The 23,419-nt window shown below is 69.5% G+C and carries 19 protein-coding genes; 12 read left to right on the plus strand and 7 right to left on the minus strand.

Annotation, left to right across the window (positions count from 1 at the left end):
- Positions 1-141 precede the first annotated feature (141 nt).
- From aspT (HNQ79_RS04695) to HNQ79_RS04705, 3 genes are read left to right on the plus strand one after another with little or no spacing between them, the layout of a single operon-like run.
- Positions 142-1,821, plus strand: a complete 1,680-nt coding sequence (aspT, locus tag HNQ79_RS04695; protein ID WP_185027175.1) for an aspartate-alanine antiporter — start codon at positions 142-144, stop codon at positions 1,819-1,821.
- A gap of 1 nt (position 1,822) precedes the next feature.
- Positions 1,823-3,526 (plus strand): aspartate-alanine antiporter, encoded by a 1,704-nt coding sequence (gene aspT, locus HNQ79_RS04700; protein WP_185027177.1) that lies wholly within the window; start codon positions 1,823-1,825, stop codon positions 3,524-3,526.
- Positions 3,527-3,567: 41 nt separating this feature from the next.
- Positions 3,568-5,226, plus strand: a complete 1,659-nt coding sequence (locus tag HNQ79_RS04705; protein ID WP_185027179.1) for a bifunctional aspartate transaminase/aspartate 4-decarboxylase — start codon at positions 3,568-3,570, stop codon at positions 5,224-5,226.
- A gap of 102 nt (positions 5,227-5,328) precedes the next feature.
- Here HNQ79_RS04705 and HNQ79_RS04710 read toward each other — a convergent pair whose 3' ends face one another.
- Positions 5,329-6,453: a magnesium and cobalt transport protein CorA gene (locus HNQ79_RS04710; protein ID WP_185027181.1), complete on the minus strand. Its 1,125-nt coding sequence runs from the start codon at positions 6,451-6,453 to the stop codon at positions 5,329-5,331.
- Between the two features lie 603 nt (positions 6,454-7,056).
- Between HNQ79_RS04710 and HNQ79_RS04715 the strand changes: the two genes are divergently transcribed.
- Positions 7,057-8,598 carry an AMP-binding protein gene (locus HNQ79_RS04715; RefSeq protein ID WP_185027183.1) on the plus strand — a complete coding sequence of 514 codons (1,542 nt, stop codon included), beginning with the start codon at positions 7,057-7,059 and terminating at the stop codon, positions 8,596-8,598.
- A 136-nt stretch (positions 8,599-8,734) separates the two neighbouring features.
- Here HNQ79_RS04715 and HNQ79_RS04720 read toward each other — a convergent pair whose 3' ends face one another.
- The 3 genes from HNQ79_RS04720 to HNQ79_RS04730 form a co-directional block, all read right to left on the minus strand.
- A complete protein-coding gene (locus HNQ79_RS04720; RefSeq protein ID WP_185027185.1) occupies positions 8,735-9,187 on the minus strand; it encodes a VOC family protein in 453 nt (150 codons plus the stop codon).
- Between the two features lie 277 nt (positions 9,188-9,464).
- Positions 9,465-9,977, minus strand: coding sequence for a GNAT family N-acetyltransferase (locus HNQ79_RS04725; RefSeq protein WP_185027187.1), 513 nt, complete (start codon positions 9,975-9,977; stop codon positions 9,465-9,467).
- A gap of 51 nt (positions 9,978-10,028) precedes the next feature.
- The gene (locus HNQ79_RS04730) at positions 10,029-10,895 is read right to left on the minus strand and encodes a hypothetical protein (protein WP_185027188.1); all 867 of its coding nucleotides are present in this window, start codon (positions 10,893-10,895) and stop codon (positions 10,029-10,031) included.
- 290 nt (positions 10,896-11,185) lie between these two features.
- On the opposite strand from HNQ79_RS04730, the gene gcl reads away from it, so the two are divergent.
- The gene (gene gcl, locus HNQ79_RS04735) at positions 11,186-12,964 is read left to right on the plus strand and encodes a glyoxylate carboligase (RefSeq protein ID WP_185027190.1); all 1,779 of its coding nucleotides are present in this window, start codon (positions 11,186-11,188) and stop codon (positions 12,962-12,964) included.
- A 784-nt stretch (positions 12,965-13,748) separates the two neighbouring features.
- Here gcl and HNQ79_RS04740 read toward each other — a convergent pair.
- The 3 genes from HNQ79_RS04740 to HNQ79_RS04750 form a co-directional block, all read right to left on the minus strand.
- Entirely contained in the window at positions 13,749-15,209 is a 1,461-nt protein-coding gene (locus HNQ79_RS04740; protein ID WP_185027192.1) for a catalase, read from the minus strand.
- A 262-nt stretch (positions 15,210-15,471) separates the two neighbouring features.
- A complete protein-coding gene (locus tag HNQ79_RS04745) occupies positions 15,472-16,362 on the minus strand; it encodes a 2-hydroxy-3-oxopropionate reductase (protein WP_185027194.1) in 891 nt (296 codons plus the stop codon).
- A 39-nt stretch (positions 16,363-16,401) separates the two neighbouring features.
- On the minus strand, positions 16,402-17,241 hold the full coding sequence (locus HNQ79_RS04750; RefSeq protein ID WP_185027196.1) for a TIM barrel protein: 840 nt from the start codon (positions 17,239-17,241) through the stop codon (positions 16,402-16,404).
- Between the two features lie 124 nt (positions 17,242-17,365).
- On the opposite strand from HNQ79_RS04750, the gene HNQ79_RS04755 reads away from it, so the two are divergent.
- From HNQ79_RS04755 to HNQ79_RS04785, 7 genes are all read left to right on the plus strand, one after another.
- Positions 17,366-17,620 carry a YkoF family thiamine-binding protein gene (locus HNQ79_RS04755; RefSeq protein ID WP_185027198.1) on the plus strand — a complete coding sequence of 85 codons (255 nt, stop codon included), beginning with the start codon at positions 17,366-17,368 and terminating at the stop codon, positions 17,618-17,620.
- Positions 17,617-17,994 (plus strand): helix-turn-helix domain-containing protein, encoded by a 378-nt coding sequence (locus tag HNQ79_RS04760; protein WP_229923203.1) that lies wholly within the window; start codon positions 17,617-17,619, stop codon positions 17,992-17,994. Before HNQ79_RS04755 ends, HNQ79_RS04760 begins: the two co-directional genes overlap by 4 nt.
- Before the next feature lie 178 nt (positions 17,995-18,172).
- On the plus strand, positions 18,173-18,700 hold the full coding sequence (gene uraD / locus HNQ79_RS04765; RefSeq protein ID WP_185027200.1) for a 2-oxo-4-hydroxy-4-carboxy-5-ureidoimidazoline decarboxylase: 528 nt from the start codon (positions 18,173-18,175) through the stop codon (positions 18,698-18,700).
- A complete protein-coding gene (gene uraH / locus HNQ79_RS04770; RefSeq protein ID WP_185027202.1) occupies positions 18,700-19,113 on the plus strand; it encodes a hydroxyisourate hydrolase in 414 nt (137 codons plus the stop codon). Before uraD ends, uraH begins: the two co-directional genes overlap by 1 nt.
- A 5-nt stretch (positions 19,114-19,118) precedes the next feature.
- Complete coding sequence (gene pucL, locus HNQ79_RS04775; RefSeq protein WP_185027204.1) at positions 19,119-20,042, plus strand: factor-independent urate hydroxylase; 924 nt, start codon at positions 19,119-19,121, stop codon at positions 20,040-20,042.
- Between the two features lie 71 nt (positions 20,043-20,113).
- Positions 20,114-21,610, plus strand: coding sequence for a nucleobase:cation symporter-2 family protein (locus HNQ79_RS04780; protein ID WP_260421497.1), 1,497 nt, complete (start codon positions 20,114-20,116; stop codon positions 21,608-21,610).
- A 45-nt stretch (positions 21,611-21,655) separates the two neighbouring features.
- Positions 21,656-23,065 carry an 8-oxoguanine deaminase gene (locus HNQ79_RS04785; protein WP_185027206.1) on the plus strand — a complete coding sequence of 470 codons (1,410 nt, stop codon included), beginning with the start codon at positions 21,656-21,658 and terminating at the stop codon, positions 23,063-23,065.
- The last annotated feature ends 354 nt before the right edge of the window (positions 23,066-23,419 follow it).

Below are 23,419 nucleotides of genomic sequence, written 5' to 3' on the forward strand. Positions count from 1 at the left end.
TGAATGCGCGGCCGGTATGCCGGATCGATGCCCTGCCACGACGAGCGGCCGTCGTCCCGGAGTGCCGGACGGTGAACCCGCTGTTACTTTTTGCGACATGCGCGTATTCATCCGTTATGTCCAAGTCGGCGGCTGAACGCCGTGGGTGTACTCAAGGAACATCCCGAGCTGGCGCTCTTCCTCTGTCTCGCCCTCGGCTACCTGGTGGGCAAGCTCCGTGTGGGACCCATCGCGCTCGGCGGCATCTGCGGAACGCTGATCGTCTCCCTCCTGCTGGGAGCCTGGGCCGAGGTGCAGGTCTCGGGGGACGTGAAGAACGTCTTCTTCGCGCTGTTCATCTTCGCCCTCGGCTACATGGCCGGCCCGCAGTTCTTCGCCAACCTCAACCGCAAGAGCCTGCGCTTCTTCGCGCTCTGTCTGATCGAACTGGTCAGCGTCCTGGGCATCGCGTACGGGCTGGCGAAGATCTTCGACCTCGACGTGGGCACGGCCTCGGGCATCCTCGCCGGGGCCGCCACGGAGTCCGCTGTGGTCGGCACGGCCACCGAGGCGATCGGCAAGCTCGGCGACCTCAGCCCGGACCAGATCACCCAGTACCAGGGGCACGTGGCCACGGCGTACACCGTCTGCTACCTCTTCGGCCTGATCACGATCGTCCTGTACACCAGCCAGATCATGCCGAGGCTGCTGGGCATCAACCTGGCCGACGCGTCCCGCGAGTTGTGGGAGAAGATGCGCGGCGGCGGGCACGGCCTGGAGGCCGACGAGCGGGCCGCGCTCCCCGGCCTGGTCGGCCGCACCTACCTGGTCACCCACGCGGACGGCCGGACCGTCGCACAGCTCGAAGCGGAACTGGACGGCCGGATCACCGTCGAGGCCGTCAAACGGGGCAGCCGGCTGCTCCCCTCGGCGCCCGGCCTCAGGCTGACCCTCTCCGACCTCGTCCTCGTCGTGGGACGCCGGGCCAATGCCATCGAGGCCGGACGGCTCATCGGACCCGAGACCCCGGGCATCCCCGGCCTCGACACCCCGCTGGCCTCGCGCCAGGTCGCGGTGACGGACAAGGCCACCCACGGCCTGACAATCGACCAGCTCCAGCAGCAGCACCCCGAGTTCATGAAGGACGGGGTGTACGTCACCGAACTCCAGCGGGGCGACCAGCGCCTGCCGGCTGCCGGTGAGACGGTGCTCCACCGGGGCGACGTGCTCACCCTCGTGGGCGCGCGCTCCGGGCTCTCCAAGGTGGTCTCGAAGATCGGCGCGGTGGTCAAGAACGACGCCACCGACTTCATCTACCTGGGCCTGGGCATCGTCGTCGGCTCACTGATCGGGCAGATCGTCGTCACGGCGGGAGACGTCCCGATGTCGCTCGGCACCGGCGGCGGCTGCCTGATCTCGGGGCTCCTCTTCGGCTGGTTCCGCTCGCGTTCGCAGACCTTCGGCGCGTTCCCGCCGCAGGCGGCCTCCACCCTCAAGGACATGGGCCTGGCGCTGTTCATCGCCTGTACGGGCCTGGTGTCCGGGCCGCAGGCCTGGCCGCTGCTCAAGGAGTACGGGGCGCTGCTGCCGTTCGCCGGGATCGCCATGGTGCTGGTCCCCGCCACGCTGTCGCTCGTCGTCGGGCGGAAGCTGCTGAAGATCGAGAAGCCCCTGCTGATCGGCGCCATCGCGGGCCAGCAGTGCTCCACCCCCGCCATCACCGCCGTCACCCAGACGGCGCAGAGCTCGGTCCCGATGCTCGGCTACACGATCACCTACACCCTGTCCAACTTCCTGCTGCCGCTCACGGGGCCTCTCCTCGTGGGCGTTCTGGGGGCGTGACGTGATCGACTTCCTCGTACGGAACATCTTCGAGCCGCACCCCGAACTCCTGGTCTTCCTCGTCGTCGCGCTCGGCTTCCTCGTCGGAAAGGTCCACTACAAGACGATCGCGCTGGGCGCGGTCACCGGCTGTCTGGTGATGGGCCTGCTCCTCGGCGCGCAGCTGAAGGTCCCGGTCAACGGCACGGTGAAGGATCTGTTCTTCATCCTGTTCCTGTTCGCACTGGGCTACAAGGTCGGCCCGCAGTTCTTCCGCGGCCTCAAGAAGGACGGCCTGCCCCAGGTCCTCAACGCGGTCGTCGTCTGCGTGACGGGCCTGCTCGTCGCCTGGGGCTTCGCCGCACTGCTCGGGTACGGTCCCGGGCTCACCGCGGGCCTGATGAGCGGCTCGCTCACCCAGTCCGCCGCGATCGGTGTCGCCCAGGACGCCATCGGCACCCTGCCGGGCATCAGCGCGGCGGACGCCAAGAACGAGGAGAACCTCGTCGCGGTCGGGTACGCGGTGACCTACCCGCTGGGCACGATCCTGTGCGCGATGCTGCTCGCCAACGTGCTGCCCCGGCTCTACCGCCGGAACCTGGCCGCCGAGAGCACCACCCTCGCCAAGGAGCTGGACGCCCCCAACGACAACCCCGACCTGAGTGCCGGCTACTACGAGGTGGTGCTGCGCGCGTACACCGTGCAGCGCCCCGACCTGGTGGGCCGCACCATCGAGGACTTCGAGAACCAGCAGAAGGAACTCGGCCGCCGCATCTACCTCACCCAGGTCAGACGCGCCGGCGAGATCCTGCCGCACTCCCAGTCGACCGCCCTCGCCGAGGGCGACGTGGTCGCCGTCAGCGCACTGCGCGGCGACCTGGTCGCCTACGACGCCCGCACCCACATCGGTACGGAGGCCGACGACGTCGAACTCCTCGGCTACCAGACGGAACACCTGCACGTCGTGGTCTCCGAGAAGGCCCAGCTCGGCAAGAGCATCGCCGACCTGCGGCGGGAGCCGTTCATGGTCGGGGTGTACGTGGACAAGCTGTACCGGTCGGGCACGGAGTTCCCGTACCGGCTCTCCACCGAACTGGAACGCGGCGACACCCTCATCCTCTCCGGGCCCAAGCGCCTCGTCGAGCCCGCGGCGCGGGAGATCGGCGAGAAGGTCCCCACCAGCTTCGCCACCGACATGGTCTGGGTCGGCCTCGGCGTCTTCCTCGGCGGTTGCATCGGCATCCCCGCGCTCACCATGGGCGGCGTGCCGATCTCCCTGTCGACCTCCGGCGGCGGACTCATCATGGGCCTGGTCTTCGGCTACCTGCGCGGCAAGTACCCCACCTTCGGCAACGTGCCGCCGGGTGCGCAGTGGCTGATGGACACCCTCGGGCTGTGCATGTTCGTGGCGATCGTCGGGATCAACGCCGGACCCGGTTTCACCAGCGGACTGTCCACCGCCGGCTGGGGCCTGCTGGTGTTCGGCGCCCTCACCACCGTCGTCCCGCTGATCGTCGGCTTCTTCTTCGGCCACTACGTGCAGAAGCTCCGCTTCCCCATCCTGCTGGGCGTGCTGGCCGGCGGCCAGACCACCACCGCTGCGATCGGCGCCCTCAACGAGAACGCCAAGTCCCAGATCCCCACCCTCGGTTACACCATCCCCTACGCCATCGGGAACGTGCTGCTGACCATCTGGGGTGCGGTCGTCGTCCTCCTGCACCACTGACGGGTCTCCCCGAACCACCTCCCCTCCCTAGGAGTCGCTCCGTGCCGAAGTCCACGTACAGCCGCGAGGAGATGAAGCGGCTCTCCACCCTGAGCCCCTTCGAGCTGAAGGCCGAGTTCATCAAGCTCGCCGAATCCGCGCAGGCGGACAAGCCCGGCCAGAAAGGGGAGACGACCCGCACCATGCTCAACGCGGGCCGCGGCAACCCCAACTGGGTCGCCACCGGCCCCCGCGAGGCGTACTACGCGCTCGGCTACTTCGCACTGGCGGAGTCCCGTCGCGTATGGACGGCCGACAACCTCGGCGGGATGCCGGAGGAGGAGGGGTCCGCCGAACGCTTCGAGCGGTTCGTCCGTACGCACCCCGGCCTGCCCGGCATCGAGATGCTCAAGGCGTGCTTCGACCTCGCGGTGTCCCGCTTCGGCTTCGACCGCGACGCGTTCGTCCACGAGATGACCGACTCGATGATCGGCGACAACTACCCCAGCCCCGACCGCATCCTCACCCACACCGAGCACATCGTCCGCGGCTACCTCCAGGACGAGATGTTCGACCGCAGGCCCCCGACGGACCACCTCAGCGTCTTCGCCACCGAGGGCGGCACGGCGGCGATGTGCTACACCTTCGACTCCCTCATGAAGAACGGCGTCCTGAAGAAGGGCGACCGCATCGCGCTGATGGTGCCGGAGTTCACCCCGTACCTGGAGATCCCCGAACTCGACACCTACGACTTCGACGTCGTACGCGTCGAGGCGAGCATGTTCGCCGAGGGCGGCGTACGCGAGTGGCGCTACCCCCCCGAGGAGGTCGCCAAGCTGGAGGACCCCACGGTCAGGATGGTCTGCCTGGTCAACCCGAGCAACCCGCCCTCCCTCGCGCTCTCCCAGCGGGTCACCGACCAGATCAAGGACATCGTCGCCGGCCCCAACCCGGACCTGATCATCGTCACCGACGACGTGTACGGCACCTTCGTCGACGGTTTCCGCTCCGTCGCCGCCGATCTGCCCCGCAACACCCTCCTCGTCTACTCGTACTCCAAGCACTACGGGGCCACCGGCTGGCGGCTCGGCGTCATCGCCCTGCACGACGACAACGTCATCGACGCGATGATCGCCGCCCAGCCCCAGGAGGAGAAGGACCGGCTCGACAAGCGCTACGGGACGCTCACCCTGGAACCCGAGAAGATCAAATTCATCGACCGGCTCGTCGCGGACTCCCGCCAGGTCGCCCTCAACCACACCGCCGGTCTCTCCCTGCCGCAGCAGGTCATGATGGTCCTCTTCTCCCTCTTCGACATGCTGGACGAGGGCCAGGCGTACAAGCAGCGCATCCGCACCGTCGTGCAGCGCAGGCTCCAGCTCCTGCTGGAGGGAGCCCAGATGAAGATCGCCGAGGACCCGAAGCGGGCCGCGTACTACATCGAACTCGACCTCCTCGCCGAAGCCGAACGCACCCAGGGCAAGGAGTTCGCGGACTTCCTGCAACAGAACTACGAGCCGGTGGACCCGCTGTTCCGCCTCGCCGAGCAGACGTCCGTGGTACTCCTCAACGGCGGCGGCTTCGACGGCCCCCAGTGGTCGGTCCGCGCCTCCCTGGCCAACCTCGACGACCTGGACTACCTCCAGATCGGCCACCACCTGCGCGCCATCTTCGACGACTACGTCACGGAGTGGCGGGAGGCGACGGGCGCCGGCGCCTGACGGGTACGGAGGGGGGACGCGCCCGACATCCGGGCGCGTCCCCCTCGCCTCGCCGCGTGCGTCGCGCCCTGCCGGTGCCGGCCCGGCGTGGCGGCAACCCCTTTACAGCCAGTCGCGCCTCTTGAAAACGACGTACAGGCTGACGCACACCACCGCCATCAGCACGATCGCGAACGGGTACCCGAGCGTCCAGTGCAGCTCGGGCATGCTGTCGAAGTTCATGCCGTAGATGGTGCCGACGAGTGTGGGCGCGAAGAGGATGGCCGCCCAGGCGGAGATCTTCTTGATCTCCTCGTTCTGCTCGAAGCCGGCCACCGCCAGCGCGCGCATCTCCGCGTTCTGCTGCTGGGTGACCAGCGTGGCGTTGACGGTGAGGATGTCGGTCAGGGCCTGGCGGAAGCCGTCCACGCGTTCGCTGGTGTGCGTGACGTGGTCGGCGACGTCGCGCAGGTAGCGTTGGAGTTCCTCGTCCGTGCCGTACTTGGTGAAGCCCGCCATCAGGCCGTTCAGCATGCCGATCAGGGGCCGCGTCGCGCGCTGGAACTCCACCACCTCGCGGGAGAGTTCGTAGATGCGCCGCGACACCTCGGGGTCGCCGCGGAAGACTTCTGTCTCGATCTCGTCGATGTCGTTCTGCACCCCGGACACGACAGGCGCGTACCCGTCGACCACCGCGTCGAGGATCGCGTACAGCACCGCCTCCGGGCCGAGGGCGAGCAGGTCAGGGCTCTCCTCCATCCGGTGCCGCACGGCGGACAGGTCGGGGGCCGCGCCGTGCCGGACGGTGATGACGAAGTCGTGGCCGAGGAAGACGTGCAGTTCGCCGAAGTCGACCTCCTCCGGGGCGTCGAGGTAGCGGGCGGCGCGCAGGACGACGAAGAGCGTCTCGCCGTACCGCTCCAGCTTCGGCCGCTGGTGGGCTTCGAGCGCGTCCTCGATGGACAGCGGGTGAAGGTCGAACTCCTCCGCCAGGGAGTGGAGTTCGTCCTCCGACGGGCGGTGCAGGCCGATCCAGGCCATGCCGTCGCGGTACTCGCGCAACTGGCGGAAGGTCTCGGCCAGGGAGTCCGGCGTCGAGACACGAATGCCGTCGCGGTAGAGCGCGGCGTTCACCACGCTCACGTGGTCGTGCGCCGTGCGCCGCGGTGGGGCCGGGGGAGCGGACGCCGGGGGAGGTGGCGGGGAAAGGGAGGGCTGCCTGCGCCATGTGCGCTTCTTCGCTGCCATCGGGTGTGGCCGCCTCCCTCGTCGCGTCCGTGCGTGGGCCTTCGTGCGTGTGCGCGCGTTCGCGCGCTCGTGCTTCCACGGCGGCGGATCACGAAGCAGGATATACGGGTCAAATCGCGCGGGCGCGGTGAACGGGCATCCGGGGTGGAGCAATGAGGGCCCAAGCTGTCCGCGAGTCGTCGTACCGTGCGCGGTACGACGACTCGCGGAGCAGTCGGCGAAGGGTGACACGGCCACCCTCACCATCGAGCCCTTCGCTCCGCTCGCCCGCGCCCAGCGCGCCGAAGCGAGCGAGGAGGGGCGCGGACGCTCGCCATCCTTCAGCTCGGCGGCCTGGCAGGTCGTGCGGTTCGGTGAGCTCTTTCGGCACCAAGGGGCAGTAGCCGTACCCCAACGGGCGGGTGGAGAAAGGCACATGCCCGGACCGGCACGACAAGCCCGGCCGCCCGGTGGGAGGGTGCGGGTGCGGCTGTCCGCGTCTCCGGTGTGTGCGGCGGCGGGCCGCGGGCAGAGGCGGTCTTTCCGTGCCCGGTACGGGGTGGTGGGATCCCGGTGTCTGAAACAGGATGTCAGGACCACAGCCGGTACCAGGGAGAGTGCACGATGCGGACGCCCATGACCATCTCCGACTTCCTCGACCGCGCCGAACTGGGCTTCGCGGCGAGTCCGGGCATCGTCGACGAACCGAACCAGCCCGCCCCGCCCGTGCCCGTCTCCACATACGGACGCCTCGGCGACCGCGTCCGCGCCTGGCAGGCGGGCTTTGACGCACTCGGCATCGGGGAGGGCGAGCGGGTGGCCGTCGTCAGCCACAACTCGGCACGGCTTCTTGAGCTGTTGTTCGCGGTACCGATGAGCGGCCGGATCTGCGTTCCGATCAACTTCCGCCTCAAACCGGACGAGATCGACTACATGGTGCAGCAGAGCGGCGCCTCCGTCCTCCTCGTCGACCCCGAACTCGACGACGCGCTCAGCGGCGTCAAGGCCCGCCACCGGTTCGTACTCGGCGAGCAGAGCGACCACGAGCTGATGCGGTACGGAGTCGAGCCGCGCCCCTGGTCGAATCCGGACGAGGACGCGACCGCGACGATCAACTACACCTCGGGCACCACCGCCCGCCCCAAGGGCGTACAGCTCACCCACCGCAACATCTGGGTCAACGGGCTCACCTTCGGCCTGCACACCCGGGCGTGGGAGCGGGACGTCTACCTGCACACCCTGCCGATGTTCCACTGCAACGGCTGGGGGATGCCGTTCGTGATGGCCGGTCTCGGCGCCAAGCAGGTGGTACTGCGCAAGGTCGACGGCGCCGAGATCCTGCGCCGCGTCGACGAGCACGGCGTCACCCTGATGTGCGGCGCGCCCGCCGTCTGGAACGCGGTGCTGGACGCCGCCGCCGACTGGCGGGGCCCGGTGCCGGGCCGGGACCGGGTGCGGGTGGTCTGCGCGGGCGCCCCGCCGCCCACCCGGACGATCCAGCGGATGGACGAGGAGCTGGGGTGGGAGTTCACCCAGATCTACGGCCTGACCGAGACCTCGCCGCTGCTCACCTACAACCGTGCCCAGCCCGCGGACGCGTCCCTGCCCGCCGAGGAGCGCGCCCGCAAACTGTCCCGGGCCGGCATCCCCGCGCTGGGCGTCAAGATCGGGATCGCGGACTCGGGCGAGGTGCTGGCCCGCTCCAACGTCGTCCTGGACGGGTACTGGGAGAAGCCGCAGGAGACGGCCGCTGCCCTGGAAGGGGGCTGGTTCCACACCGGCGACGGCGGCGCTCTCGACCCGGCCGACGGCCATCTGACGATCTCCGACCGCAAGAAGGACGTCATCATCACCGGTGGCGAGAACGTGTCCTCGATCGAGGTCGAGGACGTCATCTTCGGCCACCCCGCCGTCGCCGAGGTCGCCGTCATCGGCGTCCCGCACCCCAAGTGGGGCGAGACCATCAAGGCGTTGGTCGTCCTGGCGGAGGGGGCGAGCGCCGACGAGGCGGACATCATCGCCCACTGCAAGGCACGCATCGCGGGTTACAAGTCGCCCACCACGGTCGAGTTCCGCCCCGTGATCCCGCGCACCGCCACCGGGAAGATCCAGAAGTTCAAGCTCCGCGAACCGTACTGGAACGGCAGGACCCGCGAGGTCAACTGATCCAGTAGGCCGGACGCGGGCCGGGGCCCCGTACGCCGGGCGCGTGCCGTCGCGGGTGGCACGCGCCTCTCGTCCGGGGCCCGCACGCGCCGCGGTCCGCGCCACGTCCGCGCGCGGCGCACACCGCGCCGGTCCTTCACGCGGCGCAGAATTCGTTTCCCTCCGGATCCCGCATGAGCCACCAGTGCCCGGCGGGGCCCTGGTCGACCTCGCGGACGCGTGACGCGCCCAGGCTCTCCAGCCTCGCCACCAGCTTGTCGAGGCCGCCGGATTCGCTGTGCACGTCGAGGTGGAGACGGTTCTTGCCGGCCTTGGGCTCGGGCACCTCCTGGAAGAGCAGCCGACGGCCGCCGCCCACGCCGCTCGTCGCGTCGAAGGGGTCCTCGGGGTGGCGGATCCCGGCGTAACCGCGGAAGGTCTTGCGGCCGTGATGCTCGACGACCGCCTCCTCGCCGAGACGGCCGGCGGCGAGCAGCTGTCCGATGAGCGGGCCGGGGTCCTCCACCTGGTACTCCAGGGCGGCGGCCCAGAAGTCCGCGAGGGCGGGGGCGTCGGTGCAGTCGATGACGAGCTTCCAGTGCAAGGGCATGTGAACAGTCAAGTGGCGACGTGGAGGCGAACGCAAGCACCGGGGCGCCGGATCGGGCCCCGAGGAGGCGCGGCGGGCGGTGACCGGGGCGCACGTCGCCCAGCTCGCGATCAACGCCGAACGCCGCACCCTGCCCCGGGTGCGGCTGGTGCCGACCAACACCGGGCAACGGCGACGCGTACGCGGGCGCTCCAGCCGTGACACGACCGGACCCGCGAGCCGGCCCCGGACCTGGTCCCACTTCCGGACGTGGCCGCCGGCTCGTTCCCGCCGCCCACTAGGGAGCCGGCGACGCGGTGCGCCGCATGCACACCCGGGCCCAGCGGTCGAGACCCGCGGACGCCTCCTCCGCGACTATCCGCCGCAGCCCGTCGGTGAGTTCGGCGCCGGTGAGCGTACGGAAGCCGAGCCGCGCGTAGTACGGGGCGTTCCACGGCACCTCCGCGAAGGTGGTCAGGGTCAGGGCCGCGGCTCCGGACTCCCTCTGCAAGTGCTCGATGAGCGCGCGGCCCACGCCACGGCGGGCGGCGCGGGGGTGCACCGACACCTGGTCGATGTGCGCGCCGCCGTCCACCTGCTGCCAGATCAGGTATCCGTCCGGACGGCCGGTCCGCGTCCCGCTGAACACCCAAGCGCGACCCGCCAGTTGGTACGTACGGAGCAGATCGAGCGAAGGCGGGTCGTCGTCCGCGATCTCCGGCATGCCGAGCGCGCGGAACGGCTCGCCCGCCGCACGCTCGATGTCCTGGAGCAGGGGCAGTTCCTCGGCGGCGGCGCGGCGGATGGGCATGGGGGCATTCTCCCCCGGGCACCCGCCCTGCCGCTGCTCTCCGGCGAAGCGTCAGGCGCCGGTGCCGATCAGCTCGTCCGCGGCACGGTTGGCGGGCTGCGGAGTGCCGGTGAGGTCCATGACGAACAGCGGCAGCCCGAGGTCCTCCGCGCGGGCCCGGGCCTCCGGCGCGTACCCGGTCAGCGAGAAGAACACGGACACGGCCGACGCGTTGAGCCCGTGCAACCACAGGCACTCCACGTCACGGAGGGTGGACGGCTCGGTACGCGGGTCCACCTGCGCGACCAGGCCGCGGGCGCGCAGGTCGATGCCGGAGGCCGGATGCTCGGGCGACTGGAAGATGTCCCGGAAGCCGAGCCACTTGAGGTACAGGGCGGCGGCGGTGACGGCGTCACGGGCGGTACGGATGGTGAGCGGCCGGAAGGGAGGACGGGCGGGCGGGGTGCAGGAGGCGGTGGTGCCGGGGGAGCCCCGTCCGTCGGGGGAGGCCCCTTCGGGGGAGGCCTGGGCGTCGCGGCTGTGCGGGCTGCCGGAGCGGAGGGGACTGCGAGGGGCGCGGTGTCCCCCCGGTCCGCCGGGGCCCTCGTCGGCGGGGGAGAGCGCGGACGCGCCCGGTACGGACCCCGCGGGTTCCGTACCCCGCGCCGGCAGGGTCGGCGCGGGACGTACCGGGATGCGCAGCACCGCGCCGCAGCCGCAGCCCAGCTCCGGCTGCGGCCACTGGTCGTGGCGGCCGCAGGACGGGCAGCGGACCGTCACCCAGGAGTCCGTCCAGGTGCGGTGCGTGATCGGTTGCGGTGGTGCGCCGCGTAAGAGCGGCGGGGCGAGCGGAGCGCCGCACGCGCAGGGGAAGACGGGCGGTACGTACGTGTGAGCACGGCTGCAGGCCGGGCACCGCACCGGCACGCTGCTTCCCATGGGGCGACCTCCGGCACTGGGTTCCGGTGCGACGGCACGGCAAGGGGCAGCCGGGCCGTGAACGCGTGAACGGCTGATGCGCTGTGTCATCCATGGTCACACCAACGGTGAACGCTTGGCAGCCACTTCGGCTCTTTTCTGTCCATGTCCCGAGACGGCCCGCCCCGACCGCCGGGAGTGCTCGAACCATGGACGCCTCTCTTGACGCCGTCACCCTCGCATCCTATGTTGCTTCCACATAGCAGAACAGTACTTCCGCATTATGGAAAACAAGCCTGCAGGAGTTCCCGATGCCCCGTATGACCGCTGCCCGAGCAGCTGTTGAGATCCTCAAGCGCGAAGGCGTCAGCCACGCGTTCGGCGTGCCCGGCGCGGCGATCAACCCCTTCTACAAGGCCCTCGAAGCCGGTGGCGGGATCAAGCACACCCTCGCCCGGCACGTCGAAGGCGCCTCGCACATGGCCGAGGGCTACACCCGTACGCAGCCCGGCAACATCGGCGTCTGCATCGGTACGTCAGGACCGGCCGGCACCGACATGATCACCGGTCTCTACTCCGCGATCGGCGACTCGATCCCGATCCTGTGCATCACCGGCCAGGCGCCGACCGCGGTGATCCACAAGGAGGACTTCCAGGCCGTCGACATCTCCTCGATCGCCAAGCCGGTCACCAAGAAGGCGACCACCGTGCTGGAGGCCGCACAGGTTCCGGGCGTCTTCCAGGAGGCGTTCCACCTGATGCGCTCCGGCCGCCCCGGCCCGGTCCTCATCGACCTGCCGATCGACGTGCAGCTCACCGAGATCGAGTTCGACCCGGAGACGTACGAGCCGCTGCCGGTCTACAAGCCGGCCGCGACCCGCAAGCAGATCGAGAAGGCCCTCTCGATGCTGAACGAGTCGCAGCGCCCGCTGATCGTCGCGGGCGGCGGCGTCATCAACGCCGACGCCTCCGAGCTGCTGGTGGAGTTCGCCGAGCTGACGGGCACGCCCGTGGTTCCCACCCTCATGGGCTGGGGAATCCTCGGCGACGACCACGAGCTGAACGCCGGCATGGTCGGCCTCCAGACCTCGCACCGCTACGGCAACGCGAACTTCCTGGAGTCCGACTTCGTCCTCGGCATCGGCAACCGCTGGGCCAACCGTCACACCGGCGGCCTGGACGTCTACACCAAGGGGCGGAAGTTCGTCCACGTCGACGTCGAGCCGACCCAGATCGGCAAGATCTTCGCGCCGGACTTCGGCATCCCCTCCGACGCGAAGGCGGCCCTGACGCTGTTCGTGGAGGTCGCGCGCGAGCTGAAGGCGGCCGGCAAGCTGCCCGACCGCAGCGAGTGGGCCGCGTCCACCCAGGAGCGCAAGGCCACCCTCCAGCGGCGCACGCACTTCGACAACGTGCCGATGAAGCCGCAGCGCGTGTACGAGGAGATGAACCGCGCGTTCGGCCCGGAGACCCGGTACGTGACCACGATCGGCCTCTCGCAGATCGCGGGCGCGCAGATGCTGCACGTCTACCGGCCCCGGCACTGGATCAACTGCGGCCAGGCCGGCCCGCTCGGCTGGACCATCCCGGCGGCGCTCGGCGTCGCCACGGCCGATCCCGAGACGCCGGTGGTCGCCCTGTCCGGCGACTACGACTTCCAGTTCATGCTGGAGGAGCTGGCGGTCGGTGCGCAGCACCAGATCCCGTACGTGCACGTCCTGGTGAACAACGCGTACCTGGGCCTGATCCGCCAGGCGCAGCGCAACCTGGACATCAACTTCCAGGTCAACCTGGAGTTCGAGAACATCAACTCGCCCGAACTCGGTGTGTACGGCGTCGACCACGTCAAGGTCGCCGAGGGTCTGGGCTGCAAGGCGATCCGGGTGACCGAGCCGGACCAGCTGCTGCCCGCCTTCGAGGAGGCGAAGAAGCTGGCCGCGGAGTTCCGGGTGCCGGTGGTCGTGGAAGCGATCCTGGAGCGGGTCACCAACATCTCGATGGGCGCCGAGATCGACGCCATCAACGAGTTCGAGGAGCTGGCCACGGAGGCGGGGCACGCGCCGACGGCGGTGCGGGCGCTGAAGGTCTGACGTCAGGACGTTGAATTCGCCCGGCGGGGCGAGTGAAGGGGCCGGTATCGCCGAGAGGCGGTGCCGGCCCCTTCTTGGCGTGTGCGGGGGGATGCTCTGGGTCCCCGTCGGGCCCCAGCACGCTTCCCTCCTACGGGTGGCGGGGCGGCGTGGGGCGGGGGCGGCGTGGGGTGCCGTACGCGGGGCGGCGTGGGGCGGGGGTGCGGGTACGGCTGTGGCGGGGCGTACGGCGGGACGGTGCACCTCCGGTGGGGGGCCGCCCCCTTGCCCGCCCGTTCCGCCCCCCGGGGGGCGGCCCCGCCGCCCAAGGGGGCTGGGCTACAAGGGTGGGGGAGGGGCGGGCGGTCCCGCCGCTCAAGGGGCTGCGGTTGTGGGGGCCAGGGTGCGCGGCCCCGCCGCCCAAGTGGGCTGGGCTACGGGGGTGGGGGAGGGTGGGCGGATCCGACGGCCACAGGGGCTCGCGTGGGACCCGTACGCGCACCTCCGCACCACGCACGTCCCCGTACAACGCAAAGGGCGTGGCACACGGAGGAGTTCCGGGTGCCACGCCCTTGCAGGGAGGGAGGAGAGGTGCGAATGAGGCCGCGGTGGCGGCGATGAGCTGCCGGACCCACCTTCTCTCAGGCAAGAAAGAAGGCCCGGTCAACCTTGACCACCGCACTGGCTCGCACGCCACCGCGGGCCTCGTTCGTGTCCGCGTCGACGGCCACCCCTCATTCGGGCCGCCGGCACGGACAGCGGCGAGTCCCTGACCTCCCGTCAGGAACCCCCCGCAGTCTGTGGGTTACTGGTTCTCGCGCAGCTCGCGAACCGCTTCCTCGACGCGCTTGCCGTACTCGGGGTCGGCGGCGTGGAAGTGGGCGAGGTTCTTCTCGACCACGTCGTCGCGGGAGACCTGCGAGAGGCCGCCGGCGATGTTGGCGACCAGGCGGGCCTGCTCGTCGGAGGACATCAGCCGGTAGAGCTCGCCGGCCTGGAAGAAGTGGTCGTCCTTGACGTGCTCGGCGTACGTGTACGTGCCCGTCCAGCCGGACACCTCGCGAGGGGCGCCCAGCGGGGCGTCCGTCTGCGTGGGACCGTCGTACGAGTTGGGCTCGTAGTTCTTGTCGTGGCGCGAGCCGTAGCGGGTGGCGTAGAAGCCGTCCCGGCCGTAGTTGTCGGCGGGCGCGTTCTTCGGCGCGTTCACCGGCAGCTGGGTGTGGTTGACGCCCAGACGGTAGCGGTGCGCGTCGGCGTAGGCGAACATGCGGCCCTGGAGCATCTTGTCCGGCGAGGCGGTGATGCCCGGGACGAAGTTGTTCGGGGAGAACGCGGCCTGCTCGACCTCGGCGAAGACGTTGTCCGGGTTCCGGTCGAGGACCAGGCGGCCCACGCGCTGGAGCGGGTAGTCCGCGTGCGGCCACACCTTCGTCACGTCGAACGGGTTGAAGCGGTAGCCGGCCGCTTCCGCCGCCGGCATGATCTGGACGTACAGGGTCCAGGACGGGTTCACGCCGCGCTCGATGGCCTGGAGCAGGTCCGTCTGGTGCGAGTTGGCGTCCTTGCCCGCGATCTCCGCGCCCTGCTCCGAGGACAGGCAGCGGATGCCCTGGTTCGTCTTGAAGTGGTACTTGACGAAGAAGGCCTCGCCCTCGGCGTTCGTCCACTGGTAGGTGTGCGAGCCGTAGCCGTTCATGTGACGGTACGAGGCGGGGATGCCGCGGTCGCCCATCAGCCAGGTGATCTGGTGCGTCGCCTCGGGCGAGTGCGCCCAGAAGTCCCAGACGTTGTCCGGCTCCTGCTTGCCCGTGAACGGGTCGCGCTTCTGCGAGTGGATGAAGTCCGGGAACTTGATCGGGTCCTTGATGAAGAACACCGGGGTGTTGTTCCCGACGAGGTCGTAGTTGCCCTCTTCGGTGTAGAACTTCAGCGCGAAACCCCGCGGGTCGCGGACCGCGTCCGCGCCGCCGAGGTTGTCGGCGACGGTGGAGAAGCGGATGAACGTCTCGGTCCGCTTGCCGACCTCGTTGAGGAAGGCCGCGCGGGTGAAGCCGGTGACGTCGTCGGTGACCTCGAAGTAGCCGTAGGCGCCGGAACCGCGGGCGTGCACGACACGCTCCGGGATGCGCTCGCGGTTGAACCGGGCGAGCTTCTCCAGCAGGTGCTGGTCCTGAAGGAGGAGCGGGCCACCGACACCGGCGGAGGCGGAATTCTGGTTGTCGGCGACCGGGGCGCCTGACTCGGTCGTGAGCACACGCTTCGACATGGTGACCTTGGGACCTTCCTGCGGGAGCTGCTGGCGGCGTGAGGAGCGTAAGTACGCGGGGAACGCGGCGTCAACAGTTTGTTGAATTTAAAGGTGGAGCGGGTGAACCGGGTCGAGCAGAGGTGGGACCCGGGCCGCGGCGGCGCCTGGGCGCGACAGGACAGGTGTCAGCGCCGCCGCAGCCCGGAGTTCAAATGGCCCTGTGGAGAAGGGCGTTGAGGGTGGGGCGGAGAGAGTGCGGGCGAGGGGGCGAGCCGTCGGCTCAGACCTGCGAGCCGGACAGTCGCTCGACCGCGCGCAGCAGGGCCGAGTGGTCCAGGCCGCCGTCGCCCTGGGCGCGCAGCGAGGCGACCAGCTGGGCGACGACCGCGCCGACGGGCAGTGCCGCACCGACGTTGCGGGCGGCGTCGGTGACGATGCCCATGTCCTTGTGGTGCAGGTCGATCCGGAAGCCCGGCGCGAAGTCGCGGTTGAGGAAGTTGTCCTTCTTGCGGGTCAGGACCGTGGAGCCGGCCAGGCCGCCGTTGAGGACGTCGAGCGCGGCCTTGAGGTCCACGCCGGACTTCTCCAGGAAGACCACGGCCTCGGCGCACGCCTGGATGTTGACCGCGACGATGAGCTGGTTGGCGGCCTTCACCGTCTGGCCGGACCCATGCGGGCCGCACAGCACGATCGTCTTGCCGAGAGCCTCCAGGACCGGCTTGGCGGCGTCGAAGTCCGCCTGCTCGCCGCCGACCATGATGGACAGGACGGCCTCGATCGCGCCCGCCTCGCCGCCGGAGACCGGGGCGTCCAGTACGCGGATCCCCTTGTCCTTGGCGGCCTTCGCGAGATCCACCGAGGTCTGCGGGGTGATCGAGGACATGTCGATCAGCAGAGTGCCGGACTTCGCGTTCTCGAGGATGCCGTCCTCGCCGTACGCGATGGCCTCGACCTGGGGCGACGCGGGCACCATGGTGATGACGACGTCGGCGTCCCGTACGGCCTCGGCGATCGAGGACGCGCCCTTGCCGCCGGCGGCGACCAGGCGGTCGATCTTGGGCTGCTCCAGGGTGTAACCGGTGACGTCGTAGCCGGCCTTCAGCAGGTTCTCGGCCATGGGGGAGCCCATGATGCCGAGGCCGATGAAGCCGATCGTGGGAAGCGTGCTCATGAGGGTGCTGCCTCTCTCAGAAAACCGTGTCGAAAAGTTTCAGTTGCCGGCGCGGAGCGGCTTGGCCAGCCACTCGAAGGCCTCGGCGCTCGGGCGGTCGCCCGGCTTGTACTCCAGGCCGACCCAGCCCCGGTAACCGGCCTTCTTCAGGCGGCCGAGCAGGTCGGTGAGGTCCAGGTCGCCGCTGCCCGGCGCACCGCGGCCCGGGTTGTCGGCGATCTGCACGTGGCCGGTTTTGTCCGCGTAGGCGTCGATGACCTGGTTCAGGTCCTCGCCGTTCATCGACAGGTGGTACAGGTCGAGCAGGAACTTGGCGTTGCCCAGTCCCGTCGCCGCGTTGACCTTGTCGACGACCTCGATCGCGGACGGTGCGCTCACCAGCGGGTAGAGCGGCGACTCCGGCTTGTTCAGGGCCTCGATGAGCAGGATCGCCCCGACCCGGTCGGCCGCGCGGGCCGCCAGTACGAGGTTCTCCAGTGCCAGGGAGTCCTGGACCTGCGGGTCGGCGCCCTCGACGCGGTTGCCGTAGAGCGCGTTGAGCGCCTTGCAGCCGACCGAGGCGGCGAAGTCCGCCGCGACGTCGATGTTGGCGCGGAAGCGGTCGGACTCCTCACCGGGGACGGAGAGCGCGCCGCGGTCGGGGCCCGGGAGCCGGCCGGCGTAGAAGTTGAGGCCGACCAGCTGGGTGCCGGCGTCGTCGAGCGCCTTCTTCAGGGCGTCGAGCTCGGCCTGCCCCGGGGTCGGGGTCTCGATCCAGGGCCACCACAGCTCGACCGCCGTGAAGCCGGCCGCGGCAGCTGCCGCGGGCCGCTCCAGGAGCGGGAGTTCCGTGAAGAGGATCGAGAGGTTCACATCGAAGCGGTGGTCCGAATAGCCCATGAGGTGTTCGGCCTCCTTCCGTATCGCGGAAGTTTGTTTCTGCCTGATGGAAGGTTGCAGTTGAGACGCCGCACTTGTCAAGAGGGGCTCCCGCAATTCGTCCTGTGCCCAGTAGGTTGAGCGCGTGCGATTGAGAGTGGAGTTCACGACCGAGCCCTTCGATCTCGACGAGGCGCCGCCGCATGCGGTGGCCGCCCGTGAGGTGATCCAGGCGGCCGAGCTGGACGCCGTCGACGTGGGCCCCTTCGGCAACACCGCGGAAGGCGGTGCGGACGCGGTGCTCACCGCGGTGGACGAGTTGCTGCGCAAGTCCCTCGCCGCCGGAGCGACCCGGGTCTCGTTGCAGGTCAATGTGATCGGGGAGGGCGAGCAGAAGTGACGGAACCCGGAGACCACCCGTTGGTCACGGCGGTCAAGCCGCTCGTCGACGCCATGGGCGCCGAGCTGATGGAGCCGGGCAGGGCCGGCCGCGACGACGTGGTGCTCGCCTGGGAGGGCGAGGACGTTGTCGCCGTACGGCTGCCGCAGCTCTCGGACTCCCTCGACCACATCCTGGCCGCGCTGGAACGCGGGCACGGAATGCCACTTTCCGAGCTGGACCGCAAGACCAAACAGTCGGTCGTCCGGACCCTGGAGGCACGCGGTGCCTTCTCCGTGCGGCACGGTGTGGAGACCGTGGCGGGCGCGTTGGGCGTGTCCCGCTTCACCGTCTACAACTACCTGAACAGGGAAAACACCGCCAAGGGGGACTAGTCGGCCCGCCGCGCGGGGGTGCGCCGCCCGTTTTTGATCGATCATTTTGCCCTGCCGTCGCCCGCACCCAGCGGGTGGCGGCTTTTGTCTTCGCGAACTTTCAACAAACTGTTGACGTCCAGTTGTTCAGGGCGTTAGCTATGCGCAGCCCGTCCAGCACAAGGCCACGGAGGTTCCCGTGACTTCGGTCCAGACACCGGGCCTTTCCCGGTTCAACACCCTCCCCGAGAGCGCGGCCCGCGCCGAGCTCCACGAGGTGTGTGCCAGTTCGGCGTGGGGGAGCAAGCTCGTCGCCCAGCGCCCGTACGCAGACGCGGAAGAACTGTTTCTCGCCAGTGACGCCGCCCTCGCGGAACTCACCGCCGAGGACCTTTCCGAAGCGATGGCGGGACACCCGCCCATCGGCCGCCCGAAGCCCGGAGACCCGACCTCCTCCCGCGAGCAGCGCGGAATGGCCGGCGCCTCCGAGGAACTCAAGGCCGAGATGCTCGAACTGAACCTGGCGTACCAGGAGCGGTTCGGACACGTCTTCCTGATCTGCGCCACCGGCGCCACCGGTGAGCAGATGCGCGACGCGGTGCGTACCCGGATCGAGAACTCGCCCGAGGCGGAGCGGGAGATCGTCCGCACCGAACTGGGCAAGATCAACCGTATCCGGCTGACCCGTCTCGTGGAGTCACCCGTGGAACAGGAAGAGAAGCACTGATGAGCACCGCAACCACCGCCTCGGTGTCCACCCACATCCTGGACACCAGCGTCGGCCGCCCCGCCGAGGGCGTCGCCATCACGCTCACCGCCCGCAGCGGCGGCGACGCCGAGTGGGTGACGCTCGGCGGTTCGAAGACCGACGCGGACGGGCGCTGCAAGGACCTCCCGGCCCTGTCGGAAGGGACGACCCACGTCCGGCTCGACTTCGAGACCGAGACCTACTTCTCGAACAAGCAGAGCGCACACACGAGCAAGACCGAAGCCGAGGCTCAGCAGGACGCCCCCCGCGTAAGGGACAGCGGCGCGTTCTTCCCGGAAGTGGCGATCACCTTCGCCGTCGTCCCGGGCGAACACTTCCACGTACCGCTGCTGCTCAACCCGTTCGGCTACTCCGTATACCGAGGGAGCTAGCACCGATGCCCACCATTCTCGGCCAGAACCAGTACGGCAAAGCCGAAAACCGCGTCGTCAAGATCACGCGGGACGGCGACACCCACCACATCAAGGACCTGAACGTCTCCGTCGCCCTCTCCGGCGACATGGAGGACGTCCACTACTCCGGCTCGAACGCCAACGTCCTGCCGACGGACACCACCAAGAACACGGTGTACGCGTTCGCCAAGGAGTACGGCATCGAGTCCGCCGAGCAGTTCGGCATCCACCTCGCCCGCCACTTCGTGACGTCGCAGGAGCCGATCAAGCGCGCCCGGATCCGGATCGAGGAGTTCGCCTGGGAGCGCATCGCGACCTCGGACAACAACTCCAAGTTCATCGGGTCCGACGAGGTCAACCACTCCTTCGCCCGCAAGGGCCAGGAACTGCGCATCACGCAGGTCACCTTCGACGGTGAGAAGTGGGAGATCATCTCGGGCCTGAAGGACCTCACGGTCATGAACTCCACCAACTCGGAGTTCTGGGGCTACGTCAAGGACAAGTACACGACGCTCAAGGAGGCGTACGACCGCATCCTGTGCACCGACGTCTCCGCGGCCTGGCGCTACAGCTGGACGAGCGACGACGAGCGGATGCCCAACTGGGAGAAGTCGTACGAGCAGGCCAGGAAGCACATCCTGCAGGCCTTCGCCGAGACGTACTCCCTCTCGCTCCAGCAGACGCTCTACCAAATGGGCGCCCGGGTAATCAACAGCCGGAGCGAGATCGACGAGATCCGCTTCTCGCTGCCCAACAATCACCACTTCCTGGTCGACCTCGAACCGTTCGGTCTGAAGAACGACAACGAGGTCTACTTCGCCGCCGACCGCCCGTACGGCCTCATCGAGGCCACCATCCTGCGGGACGGAGTCGAGCCGCAGATCCCGGTCGACATGACCAACCTCTGACGCGGTCGCGTCCGGGCCGTGCTTTACGGCGGTAAAGCACGGCCCGGACGGACCGGAGGGAACGAACACCCATGGCACAGCCTGCAAAGGGGCCGGCAACAGAAGGCCTGCGTTCCACCCAGAAGTCCCCCGCGGAGCCCTCCGCGAAGAAGTCCGGGAAGTCCTCCGGAGCGTCCCGTGCGAAGTCCTCGCCGCCGGCGCAGCCGGCCGACCTGCTCGACCCCGTGCACCCGGTGGACGAAAAGCTCCCCGCCAAGCGGCTCGTCCCCGCCGCGCTCCAGCACATCGCCGCCATGTACGCGGGCGTCGTCACCCCTCCGCTCATCATCGGCCAGGCCTGCGGTCTCGACGCCGCCGGCATGACCCGGCTGATCGCCGCGAGCCTGCTGATCGCCGGACTCGCCACGATCCTCCAGACCATCGGCCTCACGAAGTTCGCCGGAAACCGGCTCCCCTTCGTCAACGCCGCTTCCTCCGCGGGCATCGCCCCGATGCTCGCCATCGCGGAGACCAGCGCCCCCGGCCGTCAACTCCCCGCCATCTACGGCGCGGTGATGGTCGCCGGAGTGTTCTGCCTGGCTGTCGGTCCCTTCTTCGGCAGGCTGCTGCGCTTCTTCCCGCCGCTGGTCACCGGTGTGGTCATCACCCTGATCGGCGTCACCCTGATGCCGGTCCCGGTCGCCTGGGCGCAGGGCGGCGACAAGGAGGCCGCCGACTTCGGCGACATGAAGTACCTCGCGCTCGCCGCCTTCACGCTCCTCGTGATCCTGCTCATCCAGCGGTTCGGCAGGGGATTCGTCAAACAGGTCGCCCTGCTCTTCGGCATGCTGATCGGCACGCTCGCCGCGATCCCTTTCGGCCTGGCCGACTTCAGCGGGCTCAAGGACGCGCCGGTCGCCGCGCTGCCCACCCCCTTCGCCTTCGGTGCCCCCGAGTTCCAGCCCGCCGCGATCCTCTCGCTGTGCATCGTGATGCTCGTCCTGATGACCGAGTCCTCGGCCGGAATGCTCGCGCTCGGCAAAATCTGCGAACGCGACTGCGACGGAAGGACGATCACCAGGGGCCTGCGTACCGACGGCATCGCGACCCTCGTGGGCCCGGTCTTCGGCGGCTTCCCGACCAGCGCCTTCGCACAGAACGTCGGCGTCGTCACACTGACGCGCGTGCGCAGCCGGTACGTCGTCGCGGTCGCCGGCGGGGCCCTGCTCTTCCTCGGGGTGTTCCCGGTACTGGGGGCGGTCGTCTCCATGGTGCCGATGCCGGTCCTGGGCGGTGCGGGAATCGTCCTCTTCGGCTCGATCGCGGTGAGCGGCATCCGTACCCTCTCCGAGGCCGGACTCGACGACAGCTCGAACATCATCCTCGTCGCGGTGGCGCTCGGCGCGGGCATCATCCCGCTCGCCGCGCCCACCTTCTACGCGGACTTCCCCGCCTGGGCGCAGACCGTCCTCGGTTCCGGCATCAGCGCCGGCGCGCTGGTCGCGGTCCTGCTCAACCTGTTCTTCCACCATCTCGGCACCCGCGACAGGCGTATCCCTGCCACCGCCGCGGCACTCAAATCCTCCTAGGGTCCTGCCGTGCCCGATACGGACAGAGGTAAAGGAAGCAGCCCCATGGCAGCACCGGCAGCACAAGCTTCGCCAGACGTCTCACGCATCGTCATCGAGAACTGCGCGATCGCGACCGTCGACGCCCAGGACACGGAATACGCGTCCGGTCACGTCGTCGTCGCGGGCAACCGGATCGAGTCCATCGGCGCGGGCACGGCACCCGCAGGTCTGGAGAACGTGGTCCGCCGCATCGACGGCACGGGGCACCTCGTCACTCCCGGCCTGATCAACACGCACCACCACTTCTACCAGTGGATCACCCGGGGCCTGGCCACCGACCACAACCTCTTCGACTGGCTCGTCGCGCTGTACCCGACCTGGGCGCGGATCGACGAGCAGATGGTGACGGCGGCGGCCCAGGGGTCCCTGGCGATGATGGCCCGAGGCGGCGTCACCACCGCCATGGACCACCACTACGTCTTCCCCGAGGGCTCCGGCGACCTCTCCTCGGCGATCATCGGCGCGGCGAGGGACATGGGCGTACGGTTCACCCTCGCCCGCGGTTCCATGGACCGCGGCGAATCCGACGGGGGCCTCCCGCCGGACTTCGCGGTCGAGACCCTCGACGGCGCGCTCGCCGCCACCGAGGCGACCGTCGACGCGCACCACGACGCGTCCTTCGACTCCATGACCCAGATCGCCGTCGCACCGTGCTCGCCGTTCTCCGTCTCCACCGAACTCATGCGCCAGGGAGCGGAGTTGGCCCGCCGCAAGGGGGTCAGACTGCACACCCACGGCAGCGAGACGGTGGAGGAGGAGAAGTTCTGCCGCGAGCTGTTCGGCATGGGACCCACCGACTACTTCGAGTCGACGGGCTGGCTCGGCGCCGACGTGTGGATGGCCCACTGCGTCCACATGAACGACTCCGACATCGCCGCCTTCGCCCGCACCGGCACCGGCGTCGCCCACTGCCCCTCCTCCAACGCCCGCCTCGCCGCAGGCATCGCCCGCGTCCCCGACATGCTCAAGGCCGGCGTCCCGGTCGGCCTCGGCGTCGACGGCACCGCGTCCAACGAGTCCGGCGAACTCCACACCGAGCTGCGCAACGCGCTCCTCATCAACCGCCTCCACACCGAGCACCGCGAGCGGGCCCTCAACGCCCGCCAGGCGCTCCGCCTCGGTACCTTCGGAGGCGCCCAGGTCCTGGGCCGCGCAGACCAGATCGGCTCGCTCGAAGCCGGCAAACTCGCGGACCTGGTGATGTGGAAGGTCGACGGACTCGGCCACTCCACCATCGCCGACCCGGTCACCGCCATCGTCTTCGGCGCGGCGGCCCCGGTCACCCTGTCCCTCGTCAACGGCCTGCCCGTGGTCGAGGACAGCCACCTGACCACGGTGGACGAGGACGCCATCGCCCGCAGCGCGCGCAACGAGGCGCAGCGCCTCGCGCGGGTCGCCGCGCAGCCGCGCTGACGACGGCGGCATCTCCTCGTACCACTGACGCTCGGAAAGGTCCGAGCACACAGAATTCCGGCCGGGAGGGACGGCTCCCGGCCGGAACTGAGCAGCCGAGCGGGCTGCTCAGGAGCCGTTCCCGGGGGCGTGGCCCAACACTTCACGCCCCCGGGGCGGTCCGGCGTATCCGGGCGAACGGCACAGCAGCACAGCAGCAGTACGGGCACCTTGCATCACCTCTGCACCACCAGCTCCTTGCATCGCGCACCACCTCCCCGAAGCACGTGTCAATCCCGGCACTGGAAAACGACAGGAGGACGCTGTGGCCAAGTCGCCCAGGTTCACCGCGCAAGGCTCTTCGACGGACAGCAC

The sequence above is a fragment of the Streptomyces candidus genome (assembly GCF_014207445.1).
Classification (GTDB): domain Bacteria; phylum Actinomycetota; class Actinomycetes; order Streptomycetales; family Streptomycetaceae; genus Streptomyces; species Streptomyces candidus.

What these genes read in the sequence shown, in the direction of transcription:
- HNQ79_RS04710 (WP_185027181.1), bottom strand. Translation starts at nt 6,453, where the DNA reads ATGGCAGCGAAGAAGCGCACATGGCGCAGGCAGCCCTCCCTTTCCCCG.
- HNQ79_RS04715 (WP_185027183.1), top strand. Translation starts at nt 7,057, where the DNA reads ATGCGGACGCCCATGACCATCTCCGACTTCCTCGACCGCGCCGAACTG.
- HNQ79_RS04720 (WP_185027185.1), bottom strand. Translation starts at nt 9,187, where the DNA reads ATGCCCTTGCACTGGAAGCTCGTCATCGACTGCACCGACGCCCCCGCC.
- HNQ79_RS04725 (WP_185027187.1), bottom strand. Translation starts at nt 9,977, where the DNA reads ATGCCCATCCGCCGCGCCGCCGCCGAGGAACTGCCCCTGCTCCAGGAC.
- HNQ79_RS04730 (WP_185027188.1), bottom strand. Translation starts at nt 10,895, where the DNA reads ATGGGAAGCAGCGTGCCGGTGCGGTGCCCGGCCTGCAGCCGTGCTCAC.
- gcl (WP_185027190.1), top strand. Translation starts at nt 11,186, where the DNA reads ATGCCCCGTATGACCGCTGCCCGAGCAGCTGTTGAGATCCTCAAGCGC.
- HNQ79_RS04740 (WP_185027192.1), bottom strand. Translation starts at nt 15,209, where the DNA reads ATGTCGAAGCGTGTGCTCACGACCGAGTCAGGCGCCCCGGTCGCCGAC.
- HNQ79_RS04745 (WP_185027194.1), bottom strand. Translation starts at nt 16,362, where the DNA reads ATGAGCACGCTTCCCACGATCGGCTTCATCGGCCTCGGCATCATGGGC.
- HNQ79_RS04750 (WP_185027196.1), bottom strand. Translation starts at nt 17,241, where the DNA reads ATGGGCTATTCGGACCACCGCTTCGATGTGAACCTCTCGATCCTCTTC.
- uraH (WP_185027202.1), top strand. Translation starts at nt 18,700, where the DNA reads ATGAGCACCGCAACCACCGCCTCGGTGTCCACCCACATCCTGGACACC.
- pucL (WP_185027204.1), top strand. Translation starts at nt 19,119, where the DNA reads ATGCCCACCATTCTCGGCCAGAACCAGTACGGCAAAGCCGAAAACCGC.
- HNQ79_RS04780 (WP_260421497.1), top strand. Translation starts at nt 20,114, where the DNA reads ATGGCACAGCCTGCAAAGGGGCCGGCAACAGAAGGCCTGCGTTCCACC.
- HNQ79_RS04785 (WP_185027206.1), top strand. Translation starts at nt 21,656, where the DNA reads ATGGCAGCACCGGCAGCACAAGCTTCGCCAGACGTCTCACGCATCGTC.